Consider the following 23,180-nt stretch of genomic DNA (forward strand, 5'->3'; position numbering starts at 1 on the left):
GGCTCGGCGTCACCAGGTGTAGTCCGGGTTCACCGGCATGCACTTGCCCTTCTCTGCCGCGTTCAGGGCGTCCGCGGAGGACGGGAGTCCGTCGTCCCGCTTCGGTGCCTCGTACGTGGTGCCGGACCGCCAGTCGGCGCCCACGATGAGCGTGACGCCCGGGACGGACGGGGACCTCGTGACCGCGCGCAGCGGGATTCCGAGGGATCGGGCCACCCGCTGGGCGTCGCCCTCCAGTGCGGCGTCCGGGTAGCGCACCGCGGTCGTGGCCTCGGCGAGCGCCCCCGAGGTGTCCGCCTTCGCCTTGGTGAAGCCCTTCCCGGTCAGTACCCGCGTCACCTCGCTCGCACGTCCGCCGACCGGGGCGAGCGTGTCGGTACGGGTGCCGTTGCGCACCCGTACGACGATCTCGTCCTCGTCGGCGGCCGGATCGTCGGAGACCCTCGTCTCGGCCGCCTTGCTGTGCTTGCCCTTGCCGGTCAGCGCGATGTCCTCGCGCACGAGGCGGAACAGCGTGAAGGCGTCCTCCGTGGGCTTCACCCGGGCGCCGGCGTACCGGTTGGGCATCGTCGTCATCGTGATGCCCTTGGTGGGCACCCTGCGCAGCTCGGTGGCGAGGTCGTACAGCTTCTTCACCGTGCCGAGGCCGTCGTCGACGGTGAGGGCGCCGGTGGCGGTCTCGGCGAGGGAGCGCAGCTTGCCCGGGTTGGTGAGGGTGGCGTTCTCTCGCAGCCGGCGGACCATCGCGTTCATGTACATGTGCTGGGCCCGGGCGCGCATCAGGTCACTGCCGTCGCCGAAGCCGTAGCGCGTACGCAGCCACTGCAACGCCTGCTTCCCCTTGACGGGGTGGGTGCCCTTAGCCAGCTTCAGTCCCGATCCGTGGCCCTGGCGGTCCCTGGAGAGGATGTTGGCGTCCACGCAGACCGGGACGCCGCCGATCGCGTCCGCCATCGACACCACACCGGCGAAGTCGATCTTCATGAAGTGGTCGATGTGGATGCCGGTGAGCTTCTCCCAGGTCGCCACGGTGCAGCCGGGACCGCCGCGGCCGAGTGACTGGTTGACGGCCGTGGGCAGGACGGTGGCCGGGTAGACCTTGCCGTCGTCGGGGTCCGTGCACTTCGGTATGTGCACCAGCGTGTCGCGCGGCACGCTGACGACCGACATGTTGGAGCGGTCGGCGGAGAGGTGCAGCAGCATCTGGACGTCCGCGAGCGGCACGCCGTCGAAGGTGTCCCTCGCGGCGCCGAGCTTCTGGTTCTCCTTGGTGTCCCGCGCGTCGGAGCCGATCAGGAGGATGTTGAGCGGTGTCTGGCCCGCCGCGTTGGCCTCGGCCTCGGCGGGTCTGTCCTTCTCGTCGCCGAGGTTCAGGTCGTCCTTCCTGATGTTGCCGTTCAGGTGCTGGTAGTAGAGATAACCGGCACCCGCGGTGCCGAGTATCAGGACCGCCAGGACCGTCAACGACCAGCGCAGGGCCCGGTGTCCGCGCCGCCTGTGGGCACTGCGGCTGCCCCTGGGGCGTCTGCCGTGCCCGCCGTCCACCGGCCCTGTCGCCGCCGTGCCTCTCGCGGCCTCCTGGGCGGACTCGGCGCGCGCCGCGGACTCGTCCCCGGGCCGGACGCGGTGGCCTTCGTCGCCGTACGGGCTGTGGCGGCGTCCGGGTTCACCGGTGTGGCGAAGGCGTGGCCGTGCCGTCTTCCCACGTGCTCTCGTCCCCATCTCGTCACCTCTCGCTGCCACTTGACGGATTCCGGTACGCCGGGAGCGGGGCGGAAGGCACGACGGGCCCGTCGGTTCTTCCGCGCGCACCGGTACGCGGGTCGGCCGACGCGACGACCCCTGTGCGGCGCCTCGGCCGGCCCGGGCTCGTCACGGCAGCATCCGGGGCCAGTACGTGTCCTCGTCCGAGTCGTAGACGAGGTCGCCGGCGTCGTCGTAGCCCTTGATGTGCGGCGCCGCCGTGACCTGCCGGTCCAGGACGCCGGAGGCCACGAACCATCCGTGGTCCAGGACGGCCCGGTGTGTGGCGCCGCCGTAGGAGACGCTCACCTCGGTGACGGAGGGCTCGACCGTCCCCACGACCCCCCAGCGGAACGGGAGTTGCCAGTCGCCCTTGGCGGCGAGCGGCTGCCGGAACAGCTCGCTCGCGTTGACGTCCGGCACGACCGGGCCCGCGTCGGGGGGATCGCTGTCGCGGGTGCCCGTGCTGATGCCGGACGGCTCACCGTCCTCGATGTCGCAGACCACCCGCAGACCCGCCAACCGCTCGCTCACGCCGACGACATGGAAGCCGTCGCGGGTGGCCCGCCCACCGGTGCTCTTCGCCGCCAGGATGATCCGGTAGTCCTCGGCCTTCCCCAGATCGGGGCCGCGCCCGGACGACCCCGCGCCCTCCGCGGTCAGGCACGTCTCCAGTCCGGCCGCCGCCTCGGCGAAGGTGATGCCGTCGAGCAACTGCCCCTCGCTGACAGGATGGTTGGGTCCCGACGCCTTCGCGGACGAGGGCGCCGGCGTGGTCCGCGACATGCCGTCCGACGGTTCGACCGCCGCCGTCCGCGCGCCGCGCCCCCCGTCTCCGCCGGCCAGGGCGTACGCCCCCACGGGCAGCGCGACCAACGACATCAGCACGGCGCCGGTCACCGCCGCGCGCCGCCTGCGCTCGCTCACACCGCGCCGCCGGATCTCCGTGTACGGCACGGGCGAGGGCCTGATGGTGTACGCGTCCTCGGCCAGCAGCGCGCGCATCCGCTCCTCGAAGCCGGGGTCCCCGTCCCGCGCCCCGTCCGTCCCGAAGCCGGACGTCCGCTCGTCTTCCGCCCCGTTCACCTGCCGCCTCCCTGACCGCCGGACACCGGGCGGCCCGCGGCCAGCCCCGGATACGTACGCAACTTCGCCAGCCCCTTGGACGCCTGGCTCTTGACCGTGCCGGTCGAGCAGCCGAGCGCTTCGGCGACCTCCGCCTCCGACAGGTCCTCCCAGTACCGCAGCACCACCACCGCCCGCTGGCGCGCGGGCAGTTGGGCCAGACCGGCGAGCAGGGAACCGCGCTCCTCCACCCGGCCCGCGTTCTCGTCCCGCCTCGCGGTGTCCGGCGGAGCGGCGGTCAGCGACTCGGCGACCCGGCGCTTGCGGAAGCGGTCGCTGTTGCAGGTCACCAGCATCCGCCGGACGTACGCCTCCGGGTTGTCGGTGCGCGAGATGCGCCACCAGGACCGGTACGCCTTGGCCAGCGCGGTCTGCGTGAGATCCTCCGCGTGGTGGACGTCCCCCGTCAGCAGATACGCGGTCCGCACCAGTTGTGACCACCGCGCTCTGACGAACTCCTGGAACCGGTCCTCTTGTTCGGCCTGCATCGAGCACCCTCCCTCGCCCTCCAGACCACCGTCCGCACGGATTCGGTTGCCTCTGATGCGAAACGAGAGCGGAGGGGTTCCTGCGAACAGGGGGTTCCGCGCCCAGGGCTGGAGTCCGTCGTCTGGATCATGCTGGCGTCGCGGGTTCTGGCGCGCATAGCTGCGGCGTTGTCGTCGGTCGCCGAATCCCCCGGCTCGGGTCGGCCGGGCCGAACCGTTTCCGCGGCCGGCCTACTCCCAACGGAAGGCCCTACCGCCCACGAGCCCCGGTTGCCGGCCTGAGCGCCGCACCCAGCGCCAGCATGCTCAAGCCGAACATCAGCACACCCAGAGGAAGATGGACCGAGGGGACGTGTGCGATGCCGAGCACGACCTGCACCGAGGCGAGCACGAGGAAGACCGACGCGTGCCCGATGGGCCGGGCCGGACCGCCGCCCGGCTTCCATGCCAGCACCGCGGCCAGCACGTACAGCATCGACGCCCCGTACATCACGCGGGCGCCGACACCGTGCAGCGTCTCACCCACCGACGAGGTCAGCAGGAGCCCGGCCGAGACCGCCTGCAGGAAGATCGTCAAAGTCTGCAGAGCGATCGCGATCCGCAGGAACGAGAGGCCCCGCCGGACCTGCACCCTGGTCGCCGTCGTCGTCGCCGTCACCTCAGTGGCCATGTCACAGTCCCCGTTTCCGCCCTCGGGCAGCAGATCGATTAAGGTCTCTCACCAGCCCGACGACACAGGGCTGCGAAAGGTAAGGCGGGGGCCGCGACATGGAGATCGTCGGGGACGGCACGGACGCGATAGCCGGCGAGCGACGCCAACTGATCAATGTGGCCTACCGGCTGCTCGGCTCGCTGACCGAGGCCGAGGACGCCGTGCAAGACGCCTACACCCGCTGGTACACGCTGCCCCCGAGCCGACAGCAGGAGATCCGCTCCCCCGGCGCCTGGCTGACGACGGTGACCGGCCGCATCTGCCTCGACCTGCTCGGCTCGGCACGCTCCCGCCGCGAACGCTACGTCGGCGCGTGGCTGCCCGAACCGCTGCCCGACCGCACCGAATGGACCCCCACCGGCAGCGCTCCCACCGGCCCCGAGGACCCCGCCGACCAGATCGTCCTGGACGAGACGATCACCATGGCCTTCCTCGTCGTCCTGGAAACGATGACGCCCGCCGAACGGGTCGCGTTCGTCCTGCACGACGTCTTCCGCTACCCGTTCGCCGAGATCGGCGACATCCTCGGCCGCACCCCCGCGGCCTGCAAACAGCTGGCGGCCTCCGCCCGCCGGCGAGTGCACCCCATGGGCGCACCGGTGCCGGCCACGGGCCGGGCCGACGTCGTCAGACACGTCAAAGAGGCTTGGGAGAACAAGGACATCGCGACCCTGGTCGGTCTTCTCGACCCGGCCGCCGTGATGACCGCCGACGGCGGCGGCATGGTCGGCACCGTCCTGCGCCCGGTCGAGGGCGGCGCGCGTATCGCCGAATACATGATCGCCATCGCCGACAGAGCCCCCGGACTCCAACTCCTGCGGCGCACCGTCAACGGCGCACCTGGCCTGGTCGCCCAACAGTCCGGCATCGTGATGACCGTAGCCGCGTTCGACATCACCGACCGGCGCGTCACCCGAATCTGGGCGACTCGAAACCCGGAGAAACTACGGCCGTGGACACGGAGCGGCTAAGGGCTGTTCCGCAAGTACGGCCGTCATGGCCTGCGACCGGCTCGGCAGGGTCAGGGCCACAGCCGACGGGAGAGGGTCGAGCGATGGTGACCACGATCATCTGACGCGTGGGGCGGCCGCATGGCGCCGGCATCGTCAGCGCCCTTCACGATCGCCTGCCGCGCGCTGCTGTCAGGGGGTTCAGGCTGCCAGCCCACTGATTGCGTCGCCGATGTACTTCGCGCCGAGGATGATCAGGACGGTGGTCATGATGGCCGTGTTGTGGGCGGCCATCCATGCCTTCCACTCGCCGAGCACTTTCGCCGACTTCTGGCCGCCAAGGAGGTAGACGCCGAGCGGCAGCAGGGTGCAGAGGGACGCGATCAGGACCATGAGGAGGGCGGCGGCTGTCTTCCCGCCCGTCGAGGCCGTGCTCGCGGCGATGGAGACGGCGCCACCGACGGCCAGGACAAGGTTTTTCGGGTTGGCGACGGCGAGCGCGGCGGCGAGTCCTGCCGATTTGCCGGGGGTGAAGGTGTCGATCGCTTTCATCCAGCCCGGCGGCTCGGCCGCGTGGCCCTCTCTCGGCCGGCCCTTCCACTGCTTGACGCCCATGAGCAGGAACAGCACGCCCAGGCCCAGCTTCAGCCACAGCGTCCAGGAGGCAGGACCGTCATCGTCGCCGGATGCGCCGCCTCCCGAGCCGGCGAGGACGACGACCGTGACCAGCGCGGCGAGCGAGACCAGCCAGCCCGCCGTGAAAGCAATGCCGTTGGCCCGTCCCTTGGGGGTGGCCAGCATGAGGATCACGGCGATCAGGGGCAGGGGGCTGATGGCGATGCCGATCGCGGAGGCGAGCATCTGCCCGACGGCGTCTCCCACGGTGGACTCAGCCCTTCGCCACGATGGGCGGCAGCTGGTAGGTGCCGTCGAGGACGGACTGCCTGGGCGTGTAGAGGCGGATCATGGGCCGGAAGTCGCCCTCCGGGGCGGGCAGCCAGTTCGCCGCCTCGGCCGGGCTGTCGGGCCGTTCCCGTTGGATGACGACGGTCAGCGAGCCGTCCTCGTCGTATGCCAGGCCGGGGGTGCGGTCGCCGAGTGAGTAGCGGCCCGCGGGGTTGGCGACGAGGTAGTAGTCGGGGGTGTCGTACATCGTCACGGACCAGAACGACTCGACGGGCGGCGGCTGTTCGAAGCGCAGGGTGTAGGACCGGGATCCGTTCAGCTGTTCGCCGTCGGAGTCGGTGAAGGTATGGGCGTACACCGCCTCGTAGCCGTGGTTGCCCCACAGTGCGGCCCGCGCCGCGGCGGCCCGTACGAGGTAGGACGCCTCCCGGTCGGCGATCTTCCACTGCGGCGCGTCGATCGTCCCGATGCCGAGGTGGTCGAGGTTGTAGTCGAACAGGTGCGGGTTGGCCTCCCAGGCGCCCGGCGGTCGTCCGTCGTCGGCAGGGGGATTCGACGCGGCTTCGACCCGCGCCTTGCCGGCCGCCAGCCCGTCGGTGAGGGCTTTGACGAGGGCGGGGTCGGCGTCCACGTACGGCGTGGGGCCTTCTTCGAGCAACTCCAGGGGTTGGAAGCGTTTCTGGTAGTCCTGGTCGGGGCCGGGGGGCGGGAAGTTCGCCATCCAGAGGCGTAGCTGCTCGTAGAAGCGCAATTCCTCGGGCACGGCGGGATCCGGTGCGGGCAGGCCCATACGGTGGGTGGCTGTGTCGAGCGGGGTGAGTGTGAACCGCTGCTGCAGGGCCTGGACGCGGGGCATGTCTTCGGGGCCGTCGCATGCGTTGCGGCCCACGATGGAGATCACCGTGGTTGGTGCTTCGATCACCCCGCGCACCTTGTCGGGTGCGGTGCCGGACCAGCCGGGCGGGACGATGAGCCAGTCACCTTCTTCCGTACCGGTGGCGCGTTTTCCCAGGTAGGCGAAGTTGTTGCTCCATACGTCCACGAACTGCAGGACGTAGTACGCGCCGGCGGTGTCCGGGACGTGGAGCAGGATGGGGCCGCCGGACAGGTCGACCTGGGCGATGGAGTAGACGGTGTCGTTGTTCACGGACACGAAGTGGGCGTCGGGGGTGGCCAGTTTGGTGGAGTGCCCGAACTGGTTGAAGGGGGTCGGCGCCAGCGAGCCGAAGCCCTTGTGCATGAACGCGGAGATCATGGAGACGTCGAAGACGAGGGGGTAGCCGTAGACGTACGCGTCGGCGGCCAGGTCGGTGAGGCTGTCGGCGCCACTCGCACTGCTCTGGCTGGTCTTGCTGGTCATGGCCGGCTCCTGTCAGGCGTCGACGCTCAGGGCGGGCAGGGTCCAGGAGCCGTCCAGGACCGAGGTCTCGGGGCCGTACACGCGGATGGCGATGGTGAAGGGCCCGTCGGGCGCGGGCAGCCAGTTCGCCTCCTGTTTCGGGTCGGCCGGGCGGTGTTTGCTCACGTAGAGGGTGAGGCCGCCGTCGTCGTCGTGGACCAGTCCGGGGGTGCGGTCGCCGATCGAGTACCGGTCGATCTCGTTGGCGACGAGGAGCCGTTCGGGCAGCCGGTAGATCGTGGCCGACCAGAAGTAGCGGGCCGGTGGCAGCGCGCCGGGGGCGAAGTGGATGACGTGGTCGTGCGTGGAGGCGTTCGGCGGCCGGTTGCCCTGGTCGTCCTGGGCCCATCCCGCGTACCACGCCTCAGCCGCCGGCAGTCCGTACAGGCCCTTGTCGACGCCGACCGCCCTGGTCAGGTAGTCGTTGCCGTGCTCCGCGCGGGTGCCGAACCAGTGAGTGGAGTCAGCGGCGTCCTTCTTCGCTTCCTCCAGGTGTGCGCGGGCGTCCGCGATGCCCTGCTCTGCCGCGGCGCGGATCTCGGGGGTCAGGGCGGCGGGCTCGAATTCGCCACTGCCGGTGACACCAAGCGCGGCGAGCCGGTCTCGCGGTTCCCGTTCGCCGGCGAGGACGGGGAAGAACTGGAGCAGGAAGTCGAGAAGGGTGAAGAACTCGACGGTCGCGAGGTCCTCCTCCCGCCAGAGCGGCCACACGGGTTCGTCGGCCGGGTGGGGTGCGACAGTGTCGGTGAACTCGGACAGCGGGCGCAGCACGTACTGCTCCTGAATGGCCCGCAGGGCCGGTACGTCCTCGGGGCCGGCCAGATAGGTGCGGCCCAGGATGCCGACCAGGAACGTGTCGGCGCGCAGTACGCCCGCGATGCCCTCGGGAACGACACCGTCCCAACCGGGTCCGGCGACCAGGTAGTCACCCGCCTTTGAGCCGGTCGTCCGGGAGCCGATGCAGCCGATGTAGGAGGTGTCCAGGTCGTGCAGCGGCAGTACGTAGTACCGGTCCACGGCCGGCACCGAGATCACGTAGGGCTCGGTGCGCAGGTCCAGCCAGGCCCACGAGTAGGGGGTGTCGTTGTTCGGTGTCACCACGTCGGTGTTGGCCGCGGTGAACGGCTGCGAGTAGTGCCGGAAACACCCGAAGCCCCCCACGTAACGGGGGTCGTCGGAGTCGACCGCCTGCGGGTACATCGTCCGGTAGTTCTCCAGGAGCGCGTACCCCCAGATCCATCCCTCGGCCGCGGTCCTCCGCGCCTCCTCTACCGTCAAATCCGACACACCGGCCTCCTCGCACAGAGCGCACATATCCCTCCAAAATGTCACGCTACTTCGTGGGTCGCATCCGCGGCCCTGTCCCTCGGGCACCGAACCGGGCACAGTGAAGGAGCCGGCTATGGGGCTCACGAGATACTCTCCGGGGCCGTCGGGGTGAGAGCCGGACGGGAACACTCGAACGGGCTGGTGGCAGGCTGGCTGAGGCATTACGGTCCGGGCTTGCTGCGGGGGGACGTACTGGGGGGCACTCACCGCGTGGGCGCTGATCGTCCCCGAGAGTGTCGCCTACGCGCAGATCGCCGGGCTGCCCCCGCAGAACGCGTTCTACGCGGCCCCCGTGGCTCTGCTGGTGTACGCGTTGTTCGGCCGCTCCAACTTCCTGATCGTCGGGGCGACGTCGGCGGCGGCGGTCCTGTCCGCGGCGGCGGTATCCGGCATCAGCGGGGATCCACAGGACGCCGTCGGCCTCTCGGCCGCTCTCGCGGTCATCGTCGGGGCGGTGCTGCTGATCGCCGGCGTTGCCCGCCTGGGGTTCATCACCAACTTCCTCGCCGAGCCCGCCCTGGTGGGCTTCCTGTTCGGGATGGCCCTGACCATCGTCGTCCGGCAGGGTGCCAAGCTCGTCGGCGTCTCCAGCGGGGACGGCGACTTCTTCGAGCGCCTGTGGACCATCCTGAGCAAGGCACCCGACTGGTCGCTCGCCACGCTCGCCGTCGGAGCCTGCGCGCTGACGCTGCTGTTTCTGCTGGAACGGTTCGTGCCTCGCCTGCCCGCCGCGCTGATCGTGCTCGCCCTCGCACTGGCTCTCTCTGCACCACTGGGCCTGAAGGACCACGGCGTCGACGTCGTCGGCGAGATTCCGGCGGCCGTCCCCGTACCGCACCTGCCGGGCATCGCGGCCGGCGACTGGATCGCCCTGTCGGCGGGTGCGCTCGGCGTCGCCCTGGTGGTCTTCGCCGAGGCGTTCAGCATCGCCAACCGCTTCGCGCGCGAACACGGCCAGGAGGTCGACGCCGACCGTGAGATGGCCGCGGTCGGTCTCAGCAACATCGCCGTCGGCCTGGTCCGGGGTTTCGTCGTTTCGGGCAGCGCCTCACGCAGCGCCGCGGCGACCGCAGCGGGCGGCCGCACCCCGATGGTGTCCCTGATCGCCGCGGGCCTGATCCTGCTGACCGGAGCCTTCCTCACCCCGCTCTTCACCGACCTGCCCGAACCCGTCCTGGGCGCGATCGTGATCGTGGCCGTACGCGGCTTCATGCGGGTGGGCGAACTGCGCCGCTACGCCGCGCTGGACCGGCAGAGCCTGTGGGTGGCGCTCACCGCCCTGATCGGCGTCCTCATCTTCGACCTGCTTCCCGGACTGCTGCTGGCCGTGGCGCTCTCTCTCGTTCTCTTCATCGCCGCCGCCAGCCGGCGCAACGTCGCCGTCCTCGGACGCCTGCCCGGCACTCATCTGTACGCCGACACCGCACAGCACCCGGACGCGGCCACCACCCCCGGCGTGCTCGCCGTACGGCCCGACGGCAGCTTGTTCTTCGGCAACGTCAACCGCGTTCGCCTCGCCGTCCGTGATCTGGTCGCGGACGCTTCCCCGCCATCGCGCGCCGTCGTCCTGGACCTGACCGGCAGCTACCGGCTCGGCATCCCGGTCCTCGACACGCTCGACGAACTCAGAGGGGAACTGGCCAGGAAGGACATCACCCTGCACTTGGCTCACGTACGGGCACGCGCCGAACGGGACCTGGCCCGGCACGCTCTGTCGGATCGCATCGGACCGCACGGCCTCCACTGCACCGTGGATGACGCCGTCTCGGAGGCGATCGGCGGGACGAGCTGAACAGAGGGCCGGCATCGTGGCGCTCGCCGCGCTGCCCACGATCCAGCCGAGGACCGGGATCGAGGCGAAAGTACGACAACTCGACGCCGATGGATCTTTGACGTCTCGTGGCAGCAGGCTTAGAGCGCAGGCGGCGCCATTCGGCGGAGCCGCCGGCGAGCACGACGGCTCCTGTGAGAGACGTGCACAGGCCGGCGGATCGAGGATCGGCGGCATGACGGGGGCTCACTCCGAGGTGCGGGCGGAGCCGGCGGCGCCGAGGGCGGGGAACACGAGAGGCCTCCAGGGAGTCGGTGTGGCCCGCCTCGGTGACGGGCAGCCGCCGACTATGCGGGAGCTGGGGGGGGAGCCCCGCAACCCGCTGTCACCTGCCGTCCTCCTCCGAAGAGTTGAGGGACGCGCGGCGCGTCATCTACCTCTCCCCAGCCTGGAGGGACGGCCAGTGCGGACGGTACGTCCTCGTGGCGTCGGCGACCAGGACGTGCACCTGGTCGCGTCGGGTGGCCATCCGGCGGGTGGTGCAGGCCAGGCTAGGACGGCCAGGGCGAGTGGCACGGTGGCCGCGGCGATGGCGACGGTGCGGGACGGCTGCCGTAGCGCGCCGTTTATCCCGATGCCCGCGCTTGACTTGAAGCAGTCGTTGTCCGGAAGCCCGACCCGGCTGAGGAAGTCGGCGGTGCGCGGGGCGAGTTCGTTGCCGGGTGCGTCGTGGCGGGGGAAGTACACGACGCCGGTCGGACCGAACGTCTCCAGCAGTTCGTCCGGTGTGACGGCGAAGCTCATGCGACGGACACTGCCAGTCGTGGGCACCGCTCCAGTCGCCGCCCGAGCGGAAGAGGACCCGCTCTCCCGCAGCTCGCGTACTCGAAAAGGACCCGTGTTCCCGCTGCTCACCCATCGGAAACGGACCTGTCCACCCCGCCGCTCGCGGCTCCGGAGTGGTTCCGAACTGCGATGTGAGTTGGACGTTTGTGCGGGCGAAGACGGTGCAGACGGTGAACTGACACAACACCTACACGATCAACGGAGACACACCATGGGCATCATCGCGTGGATCATCATCGGCCTCCTCGCCGGCGCCATCGCCAAGGCCCTGATGCCGGGCAAGGACCCGGGTGGAATCATCATCACCATGCTGATCGGCATCGCCGGTGGTCTGCTCGGTGGTTGGCTCGGCAAGGTCGTCTTCGGCGTCGACTCCGTCGACGGGTTCTTCGAACTCTCCACCTGGATCGCCGCGATCGTCGGTTCCGTGATCCTCCTCTTCATCTATCGTCTCGTCACCGGCAACCGGCACTCCCACCGCCACGCGTAAGCCGCTGACGACACGACCTCTGCACGCGCGGACGGCTCCCTCCCCTGGAGACAGGGCGGGAGCCGTCCGCGCGTACGGGGGGATTCTCCGATTCCGCGCCGTGCCGGTACGCGGGAACCGCATCGCAGTCCTCGACTCCCCCCTCCTGGGCTCCCCCCTCCTCGACTCCCCCCTCCTCGGCTCCCCCGTCCTCGGCTCCGGCGCCTCGGCCGCACCGCTCCCGTCCACCCGGCCGAGCCGGCGCGGGAAAGCCCCGTACGCACGCGGTGAGGCCCGCCGGGTCCCCGGCGAAGACGTGGGGTCCGTGCGGCGATGAGTTCGGGCGCCGGAGCCGGTCTGCCTTGGTATGACACGCATCATCGCCGACATCTCCGTATCGCTCGACGGCTTCGTCACCGGGCCCGACCCCGGACCGGACAACGGCCTCGGCACAGGCGGGGAGGCCCTGCACACGTGGGCGTTCTCCGACGACCCCGACGACCGCCGGCTCCTTCGCGAGGGGACCGCGCGCTCCGGCGCCGTAGTCCTCGGCCGCCGTCTCTTCGACGTGGTGGACGGCCCGGGAGGCTGGGACGACACGGTCGGTTACGGCGCCGGCGAGGTCGGCAGGCCCGCGTTCGTCGTCGTCACCGGCTCGCCCCCGAAGTCGGTGCGGACGGCGAACCTGGACTGGACGTTCGTCACGACCGGACCGGCCGACGCCGTCGCCGCCGCACGCGAGCGAGCCGAGGCGGCGTCCGCGGCGAGCGGCAAGGACCTCGACGTCGTTCTCATGGGCGGCGGCGCCACGATCCGCTCCGCGTTCGACGCGGGGCTGGTCGACGTGCTGATCTTGCACCTGGCGCCCGTCGTGCTCGGCTCGGGGACGCCCCTGTTCACCGGCGGCACTCCGCGCACGCTGGTCCAGCGGAGCGTCATCTCGACGTCGACCGTGACGCACCTGACCTACGACGTGCGGTGACGAAGTCGGAGACGGATACGGCGGGCCGCCGGGGTCGTCGTGACCCCGGAGGGCCGTCGAGCGCCGTTCAGTGCCGTCCTTGCAGTCCTGTGCCCAGTCTCAGAGGCGGAGGCCCCCTGTGAGCGGACCGCGTGGTCAGGGCTGGCGGCTCGCGAGGACGCAGAACTCGTTGCCCTCCGGGTCGGCGAGCGTGACCCAGCTCTCGTCACCCGTCTGGCCGACGTCGGCGTGCCGGGCGCCCAGGTCGAGCAGGCGGCGGACCTCGTCGTCCTGCTCCCGGTCGGTGGGGTTGACGTCGATGTGGAGCCTGTTCTTGACGGTCTTGCCCTCGGGGACGCGCGCGAAGGTCAACGCCGGTGGCACGGGGCCGGGCCGGCTCTTGCCCTCGGGCACCGCGGGCGAGCCGATGCTGACGACCCCGTCCTCCTCGTCCTGCACCTCGTAGTCGAGGACCGCGCACCAGAAGCGGGCCAGGGCGTGGGGATCGGCGCAGTCGACGGCCAGCTCGGTGAACTTGCTGCTCATGGTCGGGACCCTCCCGGTCGAGTGACGGCTCCGCCGGTCTGACGCACCGCGCCTCGGCGGGCACTGGGAAAAAGATGTGCTCACGCAGGCTCCGCGCGGCCTCGCCCGAGAGCGCGCCTGCCCCCGGCGCGGGGCGCCGGGGGCAGATTCGGTGAGGTGGTCAGCGCTGCGGTGTGCCGTCGCTCCCGTAGGAGCGGCGGGCCGCGTCGGCGGCCTTGTCGGTCTGGGCGTCGTACTTGTCGCCCGTACGCTGATCGACCGCCCGCTCGGCTGCCTCCACGCCCTTGTCGGCCTGGTCGGGGTGGCCCTTGGCCATGTTCTTGGCCTTGTTCGCCATGTCACCCAGCTTGCCCATGTCGTACCTCCCGGCAGCTTGTGTGTCGTACCCAGCGGCAAGTACCCCATGAGCGGACCGCAAACGTGGGCCGGCTCCTCGCCGCCGGCGCCGGTGCCCGGTCCGCCCCGCGCGCCGCGGCTCTAGGGAGCCGTCCCGGTCCAGGTCACGGGCAGTTCGTGGACGCCGTAGATGTTCATGTCGGTCCTGAGTTTCACCTCGGCGGCGGGAACGGCGAGTGCGAGGGTCGGGAAGCGGCGCAGCAGTCCGCCGAACCCGGCGCGCATCTCGATCCGGGCCAGTTGCGCGCCGAGGCACTGGTGCAGGCCGTGGCCGAAGGTCAGGTGGCCGCGGGCCGTGCGGTGGACGTCGAGGGTGTCGGGGTCCTCGAAGCGCGCGGGGTCGTGGTTGGCGGCCAGCAGGGAGACGACGACGGTCGATCCCTGGGCGATCGTCTCGCCGCCGAGCTCGATGTCCTCCGTGGCGTACCGGTAGAAGATGTCGGCGACGGAGAGGTAGCGCATGAGCTCCTCCACGGCGTCGGGGAGCAGGCCCGGGGCGGCGCGGAGTTCGGCGACCTGGTCCGGGTGTTCCAGGAGCGCGAAGGCTCCGAGTCCCAGCATGTTGGCGGTCGTCTCGTGGCCCGCGAGGAGCAGCAGGAAGCCGATGCCGGTCAGTTCCTCGACGGTGAGGTCGTCCCGGGCGGCCAGGTCGGACAGGATGTCCTGGCCCGGGGCGGCGCGTTTGCCGGTGACCAGTTCCGCGAGATAGCCGGTCAGGCCGGTGTACGCGGCGATCTTCTCGTCCAACGCCACGTCCCGTTCGAGAAAGGTGGCGATGTCGGCCTGGAACTTCTCGCGGTCGGCGTAGGGGACGCCGAGCAGTTCGCAGATCACCTGTAACGGCACCGGCAGCGCGAACTCCTTGACCAGGTCGACGGGCGGGGTCAGGCGTGCCATCGCGTCCAGCTGCCGTTCGACGATGTCGACGATGTGCTCTTCGAGTTCCTTCAGGCGCTTGACCGTGAAGGCACCGGTGAGCAGCCGCCGCAGCCTCGTGTGGTCCGGCGGGTCCATGCTGATGAACAGGCCCGGCACCTGCGGGGACGGCTCGGTGACCGCGGGCATGCCGGGGACGTCGTAGGGGATGTGAAGGGCGCCGAGGTCCTGGCGGGAGCTGAAGCGGGGGTCGGCCAGGAGCGTGCGGGCCGCTTCGTGGCCCGTGACCAGCCAGCCCTTGTGTCCGTCGGGGAACACCAGCGGGCTGACGGGGCGGGTGTCGCGCAGCCGGATGATGTCACGGGGCGGGTTGAAGGGGCCCGCGTCGCGCTCCGTCGGGAGGCCTTGCGGGGTGGGAGGTGACTGACTCATCGGACTTCCTTTCGTGTGGGGATGCGTGGCCGCCCTCGCGCCGCCGGCGGGCCCGGCTCGCGGTGGAGGCGAGCCGTGGCCCCGGGGCGCGTCGCGGTCACGGCACCGGTCGCGCCGAGGCGCGGGCGGTGGGTCAGGCGGCGTCGAGGGCGTCGGTGATCTTGCGGGTCATGGCGGCCAGGGTGGGGTTGGCGGTTCCGCCCTTGGCGGTGCGGGCGCCGGCCTCGACGGCGACCAGGACGGTGTCGCGGAAGTTGCCGGCCTCCTCGGGCGCCTGCTTCCTCAGCAGGTCCATGGCCTGGGTGAGGGCGGGCAGGACACGGTCGGCGATCTCGGCCGCGGACTTGCCGCCCAGGTCACCCACCGACGACTTCTCCGCCAGCACGTGCCCGACCGGGCCGGTCGCCGAGGTCAGCGCGATGCTGCCCTGGGTGGCCACCTTGTGCGGGGAGTCGGCCCCGGCGGCGGCGGCCATCAGCGTGACGGCCCCGTAAGCGGCGTTGCGCAGGGTGACCTTGTCCTGGTCGCTGAAGGTGACAGACATGGGGGCTCCTTAGTACGTCGAACACCGTTCCCGGCGTCGCTCCGTTTCCGTGGCCCCATCATGGCACACATCTGGCGCCATCGTGAATCAATCTGCGCCAACTACGAGCCACTGCGTGGTCGCCGCAGTGACACGACAACCGGAAGCCGCGGACCATTCCGCCCGCCGACCGCCCGCTCGGCGCGCTCACCTGCCGTTTCACCGCCATGAACTGTGCGGCTACAGGCGGCGCGACAGCACCCGCAGCACTGTTGGCACATAAACGGCTCCACATGGCACCACTCATGTGTCATGATGGTGTTGTCAGCAGCGCACGCTCGGCTTCACCGCCGGATGCGCTTCTCAGGGACCGGACGGCAAAGGGGCGGATCATGGAGACAGCACGGAGCCGACAGCAGGCGCCCGGCGCCCTCGCCGCCTTCGCCCGCTTCGTACTCTGCGGTGGCGGGGTGGGGGTCGCCTCCAGCTTCGCGGTGGCCGCCCTGGCACCCTGGACGACCTGGGTCCTGGCCAACGCCGTCATCACGGTGGCCTCCACGCTGCTGGCCACCGAGCTGCACGCCCGCTTCACCTTCGGCGCCGGCAGGCGCGCGACCCGGAGCCAGCACTTGCAGTCGGCCGGGTCCGCGACGGCCGCGTACGCGGTGACCTGCGCGGCGATGTTCGTCCTGCAACTGCTGGTGGCGGCGCCCGGCGCGGTGCTCGAACAGGTCGTGTACCTGTCCGCCTCCGCGCTCGCCGGCGTCGCACGGTTCGCGGTGCTGCGGCTGGTCGTCTTCGCCCGGGGCCGTTCGCAGTCCGCGGTCCGCGAGCGCACCGCCTCCCCCGTGTCCGCGGCCGTCAACCGCACCGCGGCCCCGGCCGGCCCGGCGGCACTCTGCCCCGCCGCCTGAGCGCCCCGGACGTCGGACCCGACCACCGCCGCCCCAGTCAGCCACCCCTCGCCCCCGGCTCTCCGCGGGGGCGAGTTCGTGAGCAGCCGTACAGCTCGAACGGCGGGTGGTCAGGCGGAGTTCACCTCGCGGGACGCAGCGTGCGCTCACCGGGGCGGCACGCGGCTCGGTGCAACGCTCAGCCGGACGGCCTCACTTGAGAACGCGTGCAGAGCACCTCGAAGCGCGCTCCAGCACACGGCTGCCACCGGCGTGAGTCCGCGTATCGTCCCAACTCCTGACCCAGTTCCGGGTTCCAGGTCCTCGGGCCGGGCCGGAGTGTCTTTCGATGGAGTCGCCATGCCGAAGGCCGACGAGCCCGAGCTGCGTCTGTTCGTGTTCCATCACTCCGGTGGCTCGCATCGGATGTACCGCGACTGGCTGTCCGCCTTCCCGGCCGGCTGGGACGTACAGGTCCCGGACGCGCCCGGCCGCGGACCCGGCGACGAACGCCCTCCGCTGGACGACACGGGCGCCCTGCTGGAGTACTTCCTGCACGAACTCGACGACCGGCTGACCGGCCGGTTCGCGTTCTTCGGGCACAGCATGGGCGGGCTCGTCGCGTACGAACTGACGCGCCTGCTCCTCGACTCGGGTCGTACGCCACCGGTCTGGCTCGGCATCTCCGCGCGCGGCACCCTCCACCCCGACGGGGACCCCGCGCGCCGGCATCTGCTCTCCGACCCGGACCTGCGCCGGGAGTTGATGGCGATGGGCGGTACGTCCTCCTCGGTCCTGGACCACGACGAACTGTGGGACCTGTTCAGGCCGACGATCCGCGCGGACCTGCGGATCAGCGAGAGCTGGCGCACCAGCCCCCTCGCCGCGCCGCTGCCGGTGCCCCTCTCCGTGTTCGGCGGAACCGCGGACCACGTGGCGCCGCCGCACCGCATGGAGGGCTGGGCGGCCGCCACCGAACACTTCCTGGGCGCGCACCTCTTCGACGGCGGCCACTTCTACTACCAGGACCGGCTCCCCGAGGTCGCCGCGCGGATCCAGCAGGACGTGCACCGCGCCCTGCTCCTGGGCCGGGCGCCCACCGGGACACGCCGATGACCGTACTCGAGGTTGCCGCACCGGCGCCGGTGCGGGCCGAGCCCACCGAGTTCCGGCTGCTGGGCCCGGTGGTCGTGCACGACGGGTCGAGCGGGGCGGGCATCGTACCCACCGGGGCCAAACAGCGGGCGCTGCTCGCCACCCTGGTCATCCACGCGGGCGAACGCCTGCCCGTGGACCGGCTGGTGGAGGAGCTGTGGGGCGACCGGCCCCCGGTCAACGCGCCGAACGCCCTCCAGGCGCATGTCGCCCGGCTGCGCCGGCTGCTGCCCGCCCGCGGCCACAAGTGGATCAGCACGCTGCCCACCGGATACCTGCTGACCCTGGGCCACGCCTCGACCGACGTGGAGCGCTTCACCCGGCTGTCCAGACAGGGCAGGGCGGCGGTCCCCGACAACCCCCGGTACGCGTCCGAACTCCTCGGCCACGCCCTGTCGTTGTGGCAGGGACTTGCCCTCCAGGACAGCCGTCACGGGCCGATCTGCACGGCCGAGGCGGAGCGCCTGGAGGAACAGCGCCTGGCCACCCTGGAAGCGTTGTACGAGGCGAGTCTCAACTGCGGTCGCTACGCCGAGATCACCTGCGACCTGGAGCGGCTGACCATGGACCACCCGCTGCGTGAGCGCTTCTACGACCTGCTGATGATCGCCCTGTTCCGGAGCGGCCGGGAGGCGGAGGCACTCGGCGTCTACGAACGCGCGCGCCGCCATCTCGTCGGCACCCTCGGCGTCGAACCGGGCCCGGCCCTGCGGTGCCGTATGGAGGCGATCCTCAACCACTCCCCCACGCCCGCCGCCGGGCATCCGCGCCACGCGGACCTCGCGACGCAGATGGCGCACTTGCAGACCCGCATCGACCAACTGGTGTGTGATCAGCAGGAGTTGCTGCGAAGGGTTCAACAGGAACGCGAAGGCCGGTGACACCTCGGCGCCACCGCAGCCGAGCCGCGGGACCGGTGAACGCGCGAACGGCGCACTCCGGCCGGTGCCGGAGTACGCCGTACTGGAGCGGGGACAGGCCGGAGCCCTGCCGTGGGGGGGGCGGGCTAGGCCGGGTCGCTGTTGAACTTCGAGGCCGACCAGAAGTAGCCGAGCACGGCGAGGCCGACGCACCAGGCCGTGGCGAGCCACCCGTTGTGGCCGATCCCGCTGCCGAGCAGGAGTCCGCGCAGGGTCTCGATGGCGGGCGTGAAGGGCTGGTACTCGGCGATGGGCTGGAACCAGCCCGGCATGGTGTGCAGGGGGACGAAGGCGCTGGAGATCAGCGGCAGGAAGATCAGCGGCATCGCGTTGTTGCCGGCGGCCTCGGCGCTCGGGCTGATCAGGCCCATCCCGACCGCGATCCAGGTCAGCGCCAGGGAGAACAGCACGATCAGGGCGAAGGCAGCGAGCCACTCCAGGACCGTGGCGTCGGTCGACCGGAAGCCGATCGCGACGGCGACGGCGCCGACCAGGACCACGCTCATGACCGACTGCAGGACGCTGCCGACGACGTGCCCGATGATCACGGAGCCGCGGTGGATGTTCATGGTGCGGAAGCGGGCGATGATGCCCTCGGTCATGTCGTTGGAGACGGACACGGCCGTGCCGATGGTGGTGGAGCCGATGGTCATCAGCAGCACACCCGGCACGAGGTACGCGATGTAGTCGGAGCGGTCGGCGCCGCCGCCGAGGCCCGCGCTCATCGCGTCTCCGAAGATGTAGACGAAGAGGAGCAGCAGCATGACGGGGGTCAGCAGCAGGTTCAGGGTGAGGGAGGGGTAGCGCCGGGCGTGGAGCAGGTTGCGGCGCAGCATCGTGTTCGAGTCGCGCACGGCGAGGGACAGGGAACTCATCGGATCGTCTCCTTGGGCTGCTCGGCCGCGCCGGGCGCGGTGCGGCTGTCGGTGAGGGCGAAGAACACGTCGTCGAGGTCGGGGGTGTGCACGGTCAGCTCGTCGGCCTCGATGCCGGCGGAGTCCAGCCAGTCGAGGATGGAACGCAGCTCGCGCTGGCTGCCGTCGCTGGGGATCCGCAGCGCCAGTTCCTCGTCGTCGCGGGTGGCCTCGCTCAGCGCGGCGGCGGCGGACCGGTAGGCGGCGGGGTCGGTGAACCGCAGGCGTACGTGGCCGCCCGGGATGAGCCGCTTGAGTTCCTTGGCGGTCCCCTCGGCGGCGATCCTGCCGTCGTGCAGGACGGCGATGCGGTCGGCGAGTTCGTCGGCCTCCTCCAGGTACTGCGTGGTGAGGAAGACGGTGACGCCGCCGGTGACGAGCTCGCGGATGATCTGCCACATGGTGTGGCGGGAGCGCGGGTCGAGGCCGGTCGTCGGTTCGTCGAGAAAGATGATGCGCGGATCGCCGACGAGCGTCATCGCGATGTCCAGGCGGCGCTTCATGCCCCCGGAGTAGGTGGCGGCGGGCTTCTTCGCGGCCTCGATGAGGTCGAACCGCTCCAGCAGTTCGGCGGTGACGCGCCTGCCCTCCTCGCGGGGGAGGTGATGCAGGTCCGCCATGAGGAGCATGTTCTCCTCGCCGGTGATCAGGTTGTCGACGGCGGAGAACTGCCCGGTGACGCCGATCGCGGCGCGGACGCCGTCGGGTGAGCCGGCGATGTCGTGCCCGGCTACCTGGGCCTGCCCGCCGTCGGCGGTGATGAGGGTGGAGAGGATCTTGACGGCGGTGGTCTTGCCGGCACCGTTCGGGCCGAGCAGCGCGAAGACGGACCCGGCCGGGATGTGCAGATCGATGCCGTCGAGGACGGTCTTGTCGCCGTACGACTTGCGCAGGCCGACGGCGGAGACGGCGGCCGGTGACGGACGGCCGTCAGCCTGCCTGGACATGGGCATGACAGAAGAAGGCATGGGAGCCCTCCGTTCGAGGCGAGGTGGTGGGGTGGTGCGGCGGATCGCCGAGGTGGTGCCGTCGCTCCGGCGCGGGCGACGGGCCCGCACACGAGCGGGTGTTGACGGTTCGTATGCTGTGAAACGCTCACCGGGTGGTGCCGTGCCGGGAGGTACGAGCTGTCGCGGTATGCCAACTGGCGCGATAGGAAGCCCTGTTGCCGTAGCGGCACCGACCGCTCCGCCCGGGCGGTGGGGCCGATCACCGGGCCGCGCCGACGTCTCGGCCCGCACCGGTATGACGGTCGCCGAGCCGGTACTCGGGTGATGGATCGGTGCGGGACCGGCTGCCGCGTAGGGCGCTCATGCCTCAACCGGGCGGCTGTGTCCTGTTGTCGAAGAGGTGTACTCGGACGGCGGCGCGGTGGATGCGACCGGTGGCCCGAGGGGCGGTCACGCCTTGGCGCGGCGGATGTCGATGTTGCCGTGCCGGGTGCGGGCGAGGATCCTGACGGTGTTCTCGCCGCCGTCCTGGGCCTCGGACACGGTGAGGGTGTTGCGTACCTGCCCGGAGCCCGAGCTGACGTCGAGCCAGGCTGCCGTGCCCTCGCGGACGCCGATGTCGATGGCGCCGTAGGAGGTCTCCAACTGGACGGTGCCGCGCACCACTTCGTCCACGCGCAGAGTGCCGTGGGCGGTGGTGGCCGTGACCGAGTCCTCGGCGCGCCGGATCTCGATGTCGCCGTTGGCGCCGCTCACCCGGAGTTCGCCGGTCGCGGCGGCCACGGTCGTGGTGCCGTGCGAGTTCTTCAGGACGGCGGGGCCGTCGAGCAGACCGACGCGCACGCTGCCGGAGCTGGTGGTGATCTCGGCCGAGCCCTCGACCCGTTCGACGGTGATCGACCCGTGCGAGGCCTTCAGCTGGAGCGGCCCGGTGGCGTCGAGGCGGACGTCACCGGAGGAGGTCTTCACACGGACCTCGCCGAGCCGGCCCTCGCCGAGCACCTGGACCCAGGCGCCGGTCAGGTCGATGCGGGAGCCCTCGGGCAGTTCCACCGTCACGTCGACGGTGCCGGTGCGGCCGAACAGGTTGGTCTTGGGCGTCCTGACGGTGAGCGCGCCGCTCGCGTGCCTGACCTCGGTCTGGTCGGCGGTCCGCACGTCCAGGTCCTTCTTCGGGTCGCGAGGCGTGACCTGGACGAGCGTGTCGGCGCGCTCGCTCGCGGTGAACTGGATGGAACCGGCGTCCACGTGCGCCGTGACCGAGATCGCTGCGGGAGTGTCGAAAGAAGGCATGGCTGCCCCGTCCTCTTGGGTCCTAGGGCGTCCCCGCTGGTGGGACGTGTTGTGGATGAAAGGGATGCGTGCGGGGGCGCGGTCAGCGCACCCAGCCCGTGAAGCTCTGGCCGACGGTCTGGGCCTTCTCCGTCGGCCGGGGCCGCGTGCCGCCGTCGACCGCCGCCGCCACGGCCCGTACGAGCCACGCGTTGACCGAGAGGCCCTCACGGCTCGCGGCCTCCTCGGCACGTGCCTTGAGATGGGCCGGCAGACGCAGGTTGACGCGGGCGGTGCCGCCCTCGTCGCCGTCGGCGGGCACGGGGGCCCGGAACGGTTCGGCGGGCGCGGCGGGTTCCGCCGGGGTGTCGGCGTAAGTCGGCGGCAGGGTCACGACGAAGTCGGGGTCGAGTCCGCGCAGCCGTACGTCGACGGAGCCGGGGGCGAGTTCGCGGGTGATCTCGTCCATCGCGGCGGAGAGCACGTTGAGCAGAGTCAGCCGGGTCGCCGACTCCAGGGGCACGGTGAGCCGCTCGGCAAGCTCGCGGGCTTCGTCGCCGCCGGTTTCGGCGGCCACCGCGAGTTCGCGGCGGAGGGTGTCGACATACGGCGTGAGGTCCATGACGCCATCATTGCACCATGATGGCACCACACGCAAGCACCACGGGTACTCCGTAGCGGACGAGTTTGGCCACCACCGACCTCACCTGCGGAAACGTAACGCCTGCACCTCGGTTCAGAGTGGCACCACCGGTGTCTCCGTGCTGCTGGAGGCAGGTGGTGACGCCCGGCAGCACCATGTGGCGCCAAGTGGCGCCACGCGAGGCCACCCGAACAGTGCCCGCTGCCGCTCGTGACTGCGGACCGGACACCGGAACGGCCGCACTCCGAATGGCGCCGAGACGGACCCGGAGGCCGCAAACGGGGATCGGCCCCGGCCCTCCTTCGCGTTACTCGACCGGTTCGACGCCCGCGCGCAGCAGCCCGTAGGTGTACGCGTCCTCCAGGGCCCGCCAGGACGCCGCGATGACGTTCTCCGCGACGCCCACGGTGGACCACTCCTCCTGGCCGTCCGTCGTGGAGATGAGGACCCGGGTGGCCGAGTCCGTGCCGTGCCTGCCCTCCAGGATGCGCACCTTGTAGTCCACGAGCCCGAACTTGGCGAGCTGGGGGTAGATGCGCTCAAGGGCCACGCGCAGGGCGCGGTCGAGGGCGTTGACCGGCCCGTTCCCCTCGGCGGTCGCGATGATGCGCTCACCCTTCGCCCACAGTTTGACCGTGGCCTCGTTGGCGTGGGTGCCGTCCGGGCGGTCCTCCACGATGGCCCGCCTGGACTCGACGCGGAAATAGCACCGGGCGCGGCCCTCCACCTCTTCGCGCAGGAGGAGTTCGAAGGAGGCGTCGGCGGCTTCGTAGGTGTAGCCCTGGAGTTCGCGTTCCTTGACGCGTTCCACGACGCGGGCGACGAGTTCGCGGTCGCCGCCCAGGTCGACGCCGAGTTCCTTGCCTTTGAGTTCGATGGAGGCGCGGCCGGCCATGTCGGAGACGAGCATCCGCATGGTGTTGCCGACCTGCTCGGGGTCGATGTGCTGGTAGAGGTCCGG

General features: G+C 71.0%; 24 protein-coding genes. 7 read left to right on the forward strand and 17 right to left on the reverse strand.

The window, feature by feature from the left end; translation table 11 throughout:
- Positions 1–9 precede the first annotated feature (9 nt).
- The 4 genes from ACFYQQ_RS31070 to ACFYQQ_RS31085 all read right to left on the reverse strand — a co-directional run bounded on the left by ACFYQQ_RS31070 (position 10) and on the right by ACFYQQ_RS31085 (position 4,026).
- Positions 10–1,722 (reverse strand): LCP family protein, encoded by a 1,713-nt coding sequence (locus tag ACFYQQ_RS31070; RefSeq protein WP_355781286.1) that lies wholly within the window; start codon positions 1,720–1,722, stop codon positions 10–12.
- Between the two features lie 150 nt (positions 1,723–1,872).
- Complete coding sequence (locus tag ACFYQQ_RS31075; protein ID WP_388905979.1) at positions 1,873–2,829, reverse strand: hypothetical protein; 957 nt, start codon at positions 2,827–2,829, stop codon at positions 1,873–1,875.
- Positions 2,826–3,356, reverse strand: coding sequence for a SigE family RNA polymerase sigma factor (locus ACFYQQ_RS31080; protein WP_355792318.1), 531 nt, complete (start codon positions 3,354–3,356; stop codon positions 2,826–2,828). The genes ACFYQQ_RS31075 and ACFYQQ_RS31080 overlap by 4 nt, the downstream gene beginning before the upstream one ends.
- 250 nt (positions 3,357–3,606) lie before the next feature.
- Positions 3,607–4,026 carry a hypothetical protein gene (locus ACFYQQ_RS31085; protein WP_355792321.1) on the reverse strand — a complete coding sequence of 140 codons (420 nt, stop codon included), beginning with the start codon at positions 4,024–4,026 and terminating at the stop codon, positions 3,607–3,609.
- Positions 4,027–4,124: 98 nt separating this feature from the next.
- Between ACFYQQ_RS31085 and sigJ the strand changes: the two genes are divergently transcribed.
- The gene (sigJ, locus tag ACFYQQ_RS31090) at positions 4,125–5,039 is read left to right on the forward strand and encodes an RNA polymerase sigma factor SigJ (protein WP_355792324.1); all 915 of its coding nucleotides are present in this window, start codon (positions 4,125–4,127) and stop codon (positions 5,037–5,039) included.
- Positions 5,040–5,219: 180 nt separating this feature from the next.
- Here the strand turns inward: sigJ and ACFYQQ_RS31095 are convergent, their stop codons facing one another.
- Genes ACFYQQ_RS31095 through ACFYQQ_RS31105 form a run of 3 tightly spaced genes read right to left on the reverse strand, consistent with a single transcriptional unit; the run spans position 5,220 to position 8,610 of the window.
- On the reverse strand, positions 5,220–5,900 hold the full coding sequence (locus tag ACFYQQ_RS31095) for a GAP family protein (RefSeq protein ID WP_355792327.1): 681 nt from the start codon (positions 5,898–5,900) through the stop codon (positions 5,220–5,222).
- 7 nt (positions 5,901–5,907) lie between these two features.
- On the reverse strand, positions 5,908–7,284 hold the full coding sequence (locus ACFYQQ_RS31100) for a DUF1254 domain-containing protein (RefSeq protein WP_355785900.1): 1,377 nt from the start codon (positions 7,282–7,284) through the stop codon (positions 5,908–5,910).
- 12 nt (positions 7,285–7,296) lie between these two features.
- Positions 7,297–8,610, reverse strand: a complete 1,314-nt coding sequence (locus ACFYQQ_RS31105; RefSeq protein WP_355785903.1) for a DUF1254 domain-containing protein — start codon at positions 8,608–8,610, stop codon at positions 7,297–7,299.
- A 202-nt stretch (positions 8,611–8,812) separates the two neighbouring features.
- On the opposite strand from ACFYQQ_RS31105, the gene ACFYQQ_RS31110 reads away from it, so the two are divergent.
- The gene (locus tag ACFYQQ_RS31110) at positions 8,813–10,444 is read left to right on the forward strand and encodes a SulP family inorganic anion transporter (RefSeq protein ID WP_355785917.1); all 1,632 of its coding nucleotides are present in this window, start codon (positions 8,813–8,815) and stop codon (positions 10,442–10,444) included.
- A gap of 408 nt (positions 10,445–10,852) precedes the next feature.
- On the opposite strand, the gene ACFYQQ_RS31115 is transcribed toward ACFYQQ_RS31110, so the two are convergent.
- Positions 10,853–11,227, reverse strand: a complete 375-nt coding sequence (locus tag ACFYQQ_RS31115; protein ID WP_355785906.1) for an SUKH-4 family immunity protein — start codon at positions 11,225–11,227, stop codon at positions 10,853–10,855.
- 253 nt (positions 11,228–11,480) lie between these two features.
- Here ACFYQQ_RS31115 and ACFYQQ_RS31120 point away from each other — a divergent pair, with 253 nt between their 5' ends.
- Together ACFYQQ_RS31120 and ACFYQQ_RS31125 are read left to right on the forward strand one after the other, a co-directional pair.
- Positions 11,481–11,759, forward strand: coding sequence for a GlsB/YeaQ/YmgE family stress response membrane protein (locus tag ACFYQQ_RS31120; RefSeq protein ID WP_355785909.1), 279 nt, complete (start codon positions 11,481–11,483; stop codon positions 11,757–11,759).
- A gap of 346 nt (positions 11,760–12,105) precedes the next feature.
- Entirely contained in the window at positions 12,106–12,720 is a 615-nt protein-coding gene (locus ACFYQQ_RS31125) for a dihydrofolate reductase family protein (protein ID WP_355785912.1), read from the forward strand.
- Positions 12,721–12,855: 135 nt separating this feature from the next.
- Here ACFYQQ_RS31125 and ACFYQQ_RS31130 read toward each other — a convergent pair whose 3' ends face one another.
- The 4 genes from ACFYQQ_RS31130 to ACFYQQ_RS31145 form a co-directional block, all read right to left on the reverse strand.
- Positions 12,856–13,245, reverse strand: a complete 390-nt coding sequence (locus ACFYQQ_RS31130; protein WP_355785914.1) for a VOC family protein — start codon at positions 13,243–13,245, stop codon at positions 12,856–12,858.
- Between the two features lie 160 nt (positions 13,246–13,405).
- The gene (locus ACFYQQ_RS31135; protein WP_355795119.1) at positions 13,406–13,600 is read right to left on the reverse strand and encodes an antitoxin; all 195 of its coding nucleotides are present in this window, start codon (positions 13,598–13,600) and stop codon (positions 13,406–13,408) included.
- Positions 13,601–13,722: 122 nt separating this feature from the next.
- The gene (locus tag ACFYQQ_RS31140) at positions 13,723–14,949 is read right to left on the reverse strand and encodes a cytochrome P450 (RefSeq protein WP_355795120.1); all 1,227 of its coding nucleotides are present in this window, start codon (positions 14,947–14,949) and stop codon (positions 13,723–13,725) included.
- 133 nt (positions 14,950–15,082) lie between these two features.
- Complete coding sequence (locus tag ACFYQQ_RS31145) at positions 15,083–15,493, reverse strand: hypothetical protein (RefSeq protein ID WP_356244327.1); 411 nt, start codon at positions 15,491–15,493, stop codon at positions 15,083–15,085.
- 371 nt (positions 15,494–15,864) lie between these two features.
- On the opposite strand from ACFYQQ_RS31145, the gene ACFYQQ_RS31150 reads away from it, so the two are divergent.
- The 3 genes from ACFYQQ_RS31150 to ACFYQQ_RS31160 all read left to right on the forward strand — a co-directional run bounded on the left by ACFYQQ_RS31150 (position 15,865) and on the right by ACFYQQ_RS31160 (position 18,401).
- Positions 15,865–16,386 (forward strand): hypothetical protein, encoded by a 522-nt coding sequence (locus tag ACFYQQ_RS31150; RefSeq protein ID WP_356176336.1) that lies wholly within the window; start codon positions 15,865–15,867, stop codon positions 16,384–16,386.
- A 339-nt stretch (positions 16,387–16,725) separates the two neighbouring features.
- Positions 16,726–17,481 carry an alpha/beta fold hydrolase gene (locus ACFYQQ_RS31155; RefSeq protein WP_355794975.1) on the forward strand — a complete coding sequence of 252 codons (756 nt, stop codon included), beginning with the start codon at positions 16,726–16,728 and terminating at the stop codon, positions 17,479–17,481.
- Positions 17,478–18,401, forward strand: coding sequence for a BTAD domain-containing putative transcriptional regulator (locus ACFYQQ_RS31160; RefSeq protein WP_388905991.1), 924 nt, complete (start codon positions 17,478–17,480; stop codon positions 18,399–18,401). Before ACFYQQ_RS31155 ends, ACFYQQ_RS31160 begins: the two co-directional genes overlap by 4 nt.
- A gap of 125 nt (positions 18,402–18,526) precedes the next feature.
- On the opposite strand, the gene ACFYQQ_RS31165 is transcribed toward ACFYQQ_RS31160, so the two are convergent.
- The 5 genes from ACFYQQ_RS31165 to ACFYQQ_RS31185 form a co-directional block, all read right to left on the reverse strand.
- Positions 18,527–19,315, reverse strand: a complete 789-nt coding sequence (locus tag ACFYQQ_RS31165; RefSeq protein ID WP_355790593.1) for an ABC transporter permease — start codon at positions 19,313–19,315, stop codon at positions 18,527–18,529.
- Positions 19,312–20,322, reverse strand: coding sequence for an ATP-binding cassette domain-containing protein (locus ACFYQQ_RS31170; RefSeq protein WP_388905994.1), 1,011 nt, complete (start codon positions 20,320–20,322; stop codon positions 19,312–19,314). The genes ACFYQQ_RS31165 and ACFYQQ_RS31170 overlap by 4 nt, the downstream gene beginning before the upstream one ends.
- A gap of 432 nt (positions 20,323–20,754) precedes the next feature.
- Complete coding sequence (locus ACFYQQ_RS31175) at positions 20,755–21,597, reverse strand: DUF4097 family beta strand repeat-containing protein (RefSeq protein WP_356176329.1); 843 nt, start codon at positions 21,595–21,597, stop codon at positions 20,755–20,757.
- Positions 21,598–21,679: 82 nt separating this feature from the next.
- Positions 21,680–22,198, reverse strand: coding sequence for a hypothetical protein (locus ACFYQQ_RS31180; protein ID WP_356244333.1), 519 nt, complete (start codon positions 22,196–22,198; stop codon positions 21,680–21,682).
- Between the two features lie 328 nt (positions 22,199–22,526).
- Positions 22,527–23,180 (reverse strand): alpha-isopropylmalate synthase regulatory domain-containing protein (locus ACFYQQ_RS31185; RefSeq protein ID WP_388905997.1); only part of this gene is annotated, 654 nt, incomplete at its 5' end.

The sequence above is a fragment of the Streptomyces sp. NPDC005496 genome, assembly GCF_042872045.1.
Taxonomy (GTDB): Bacteria; Actinomycetota; Actinomycetes; order Streptomycetales; family Streptomycetaceae; genus Streptomyces.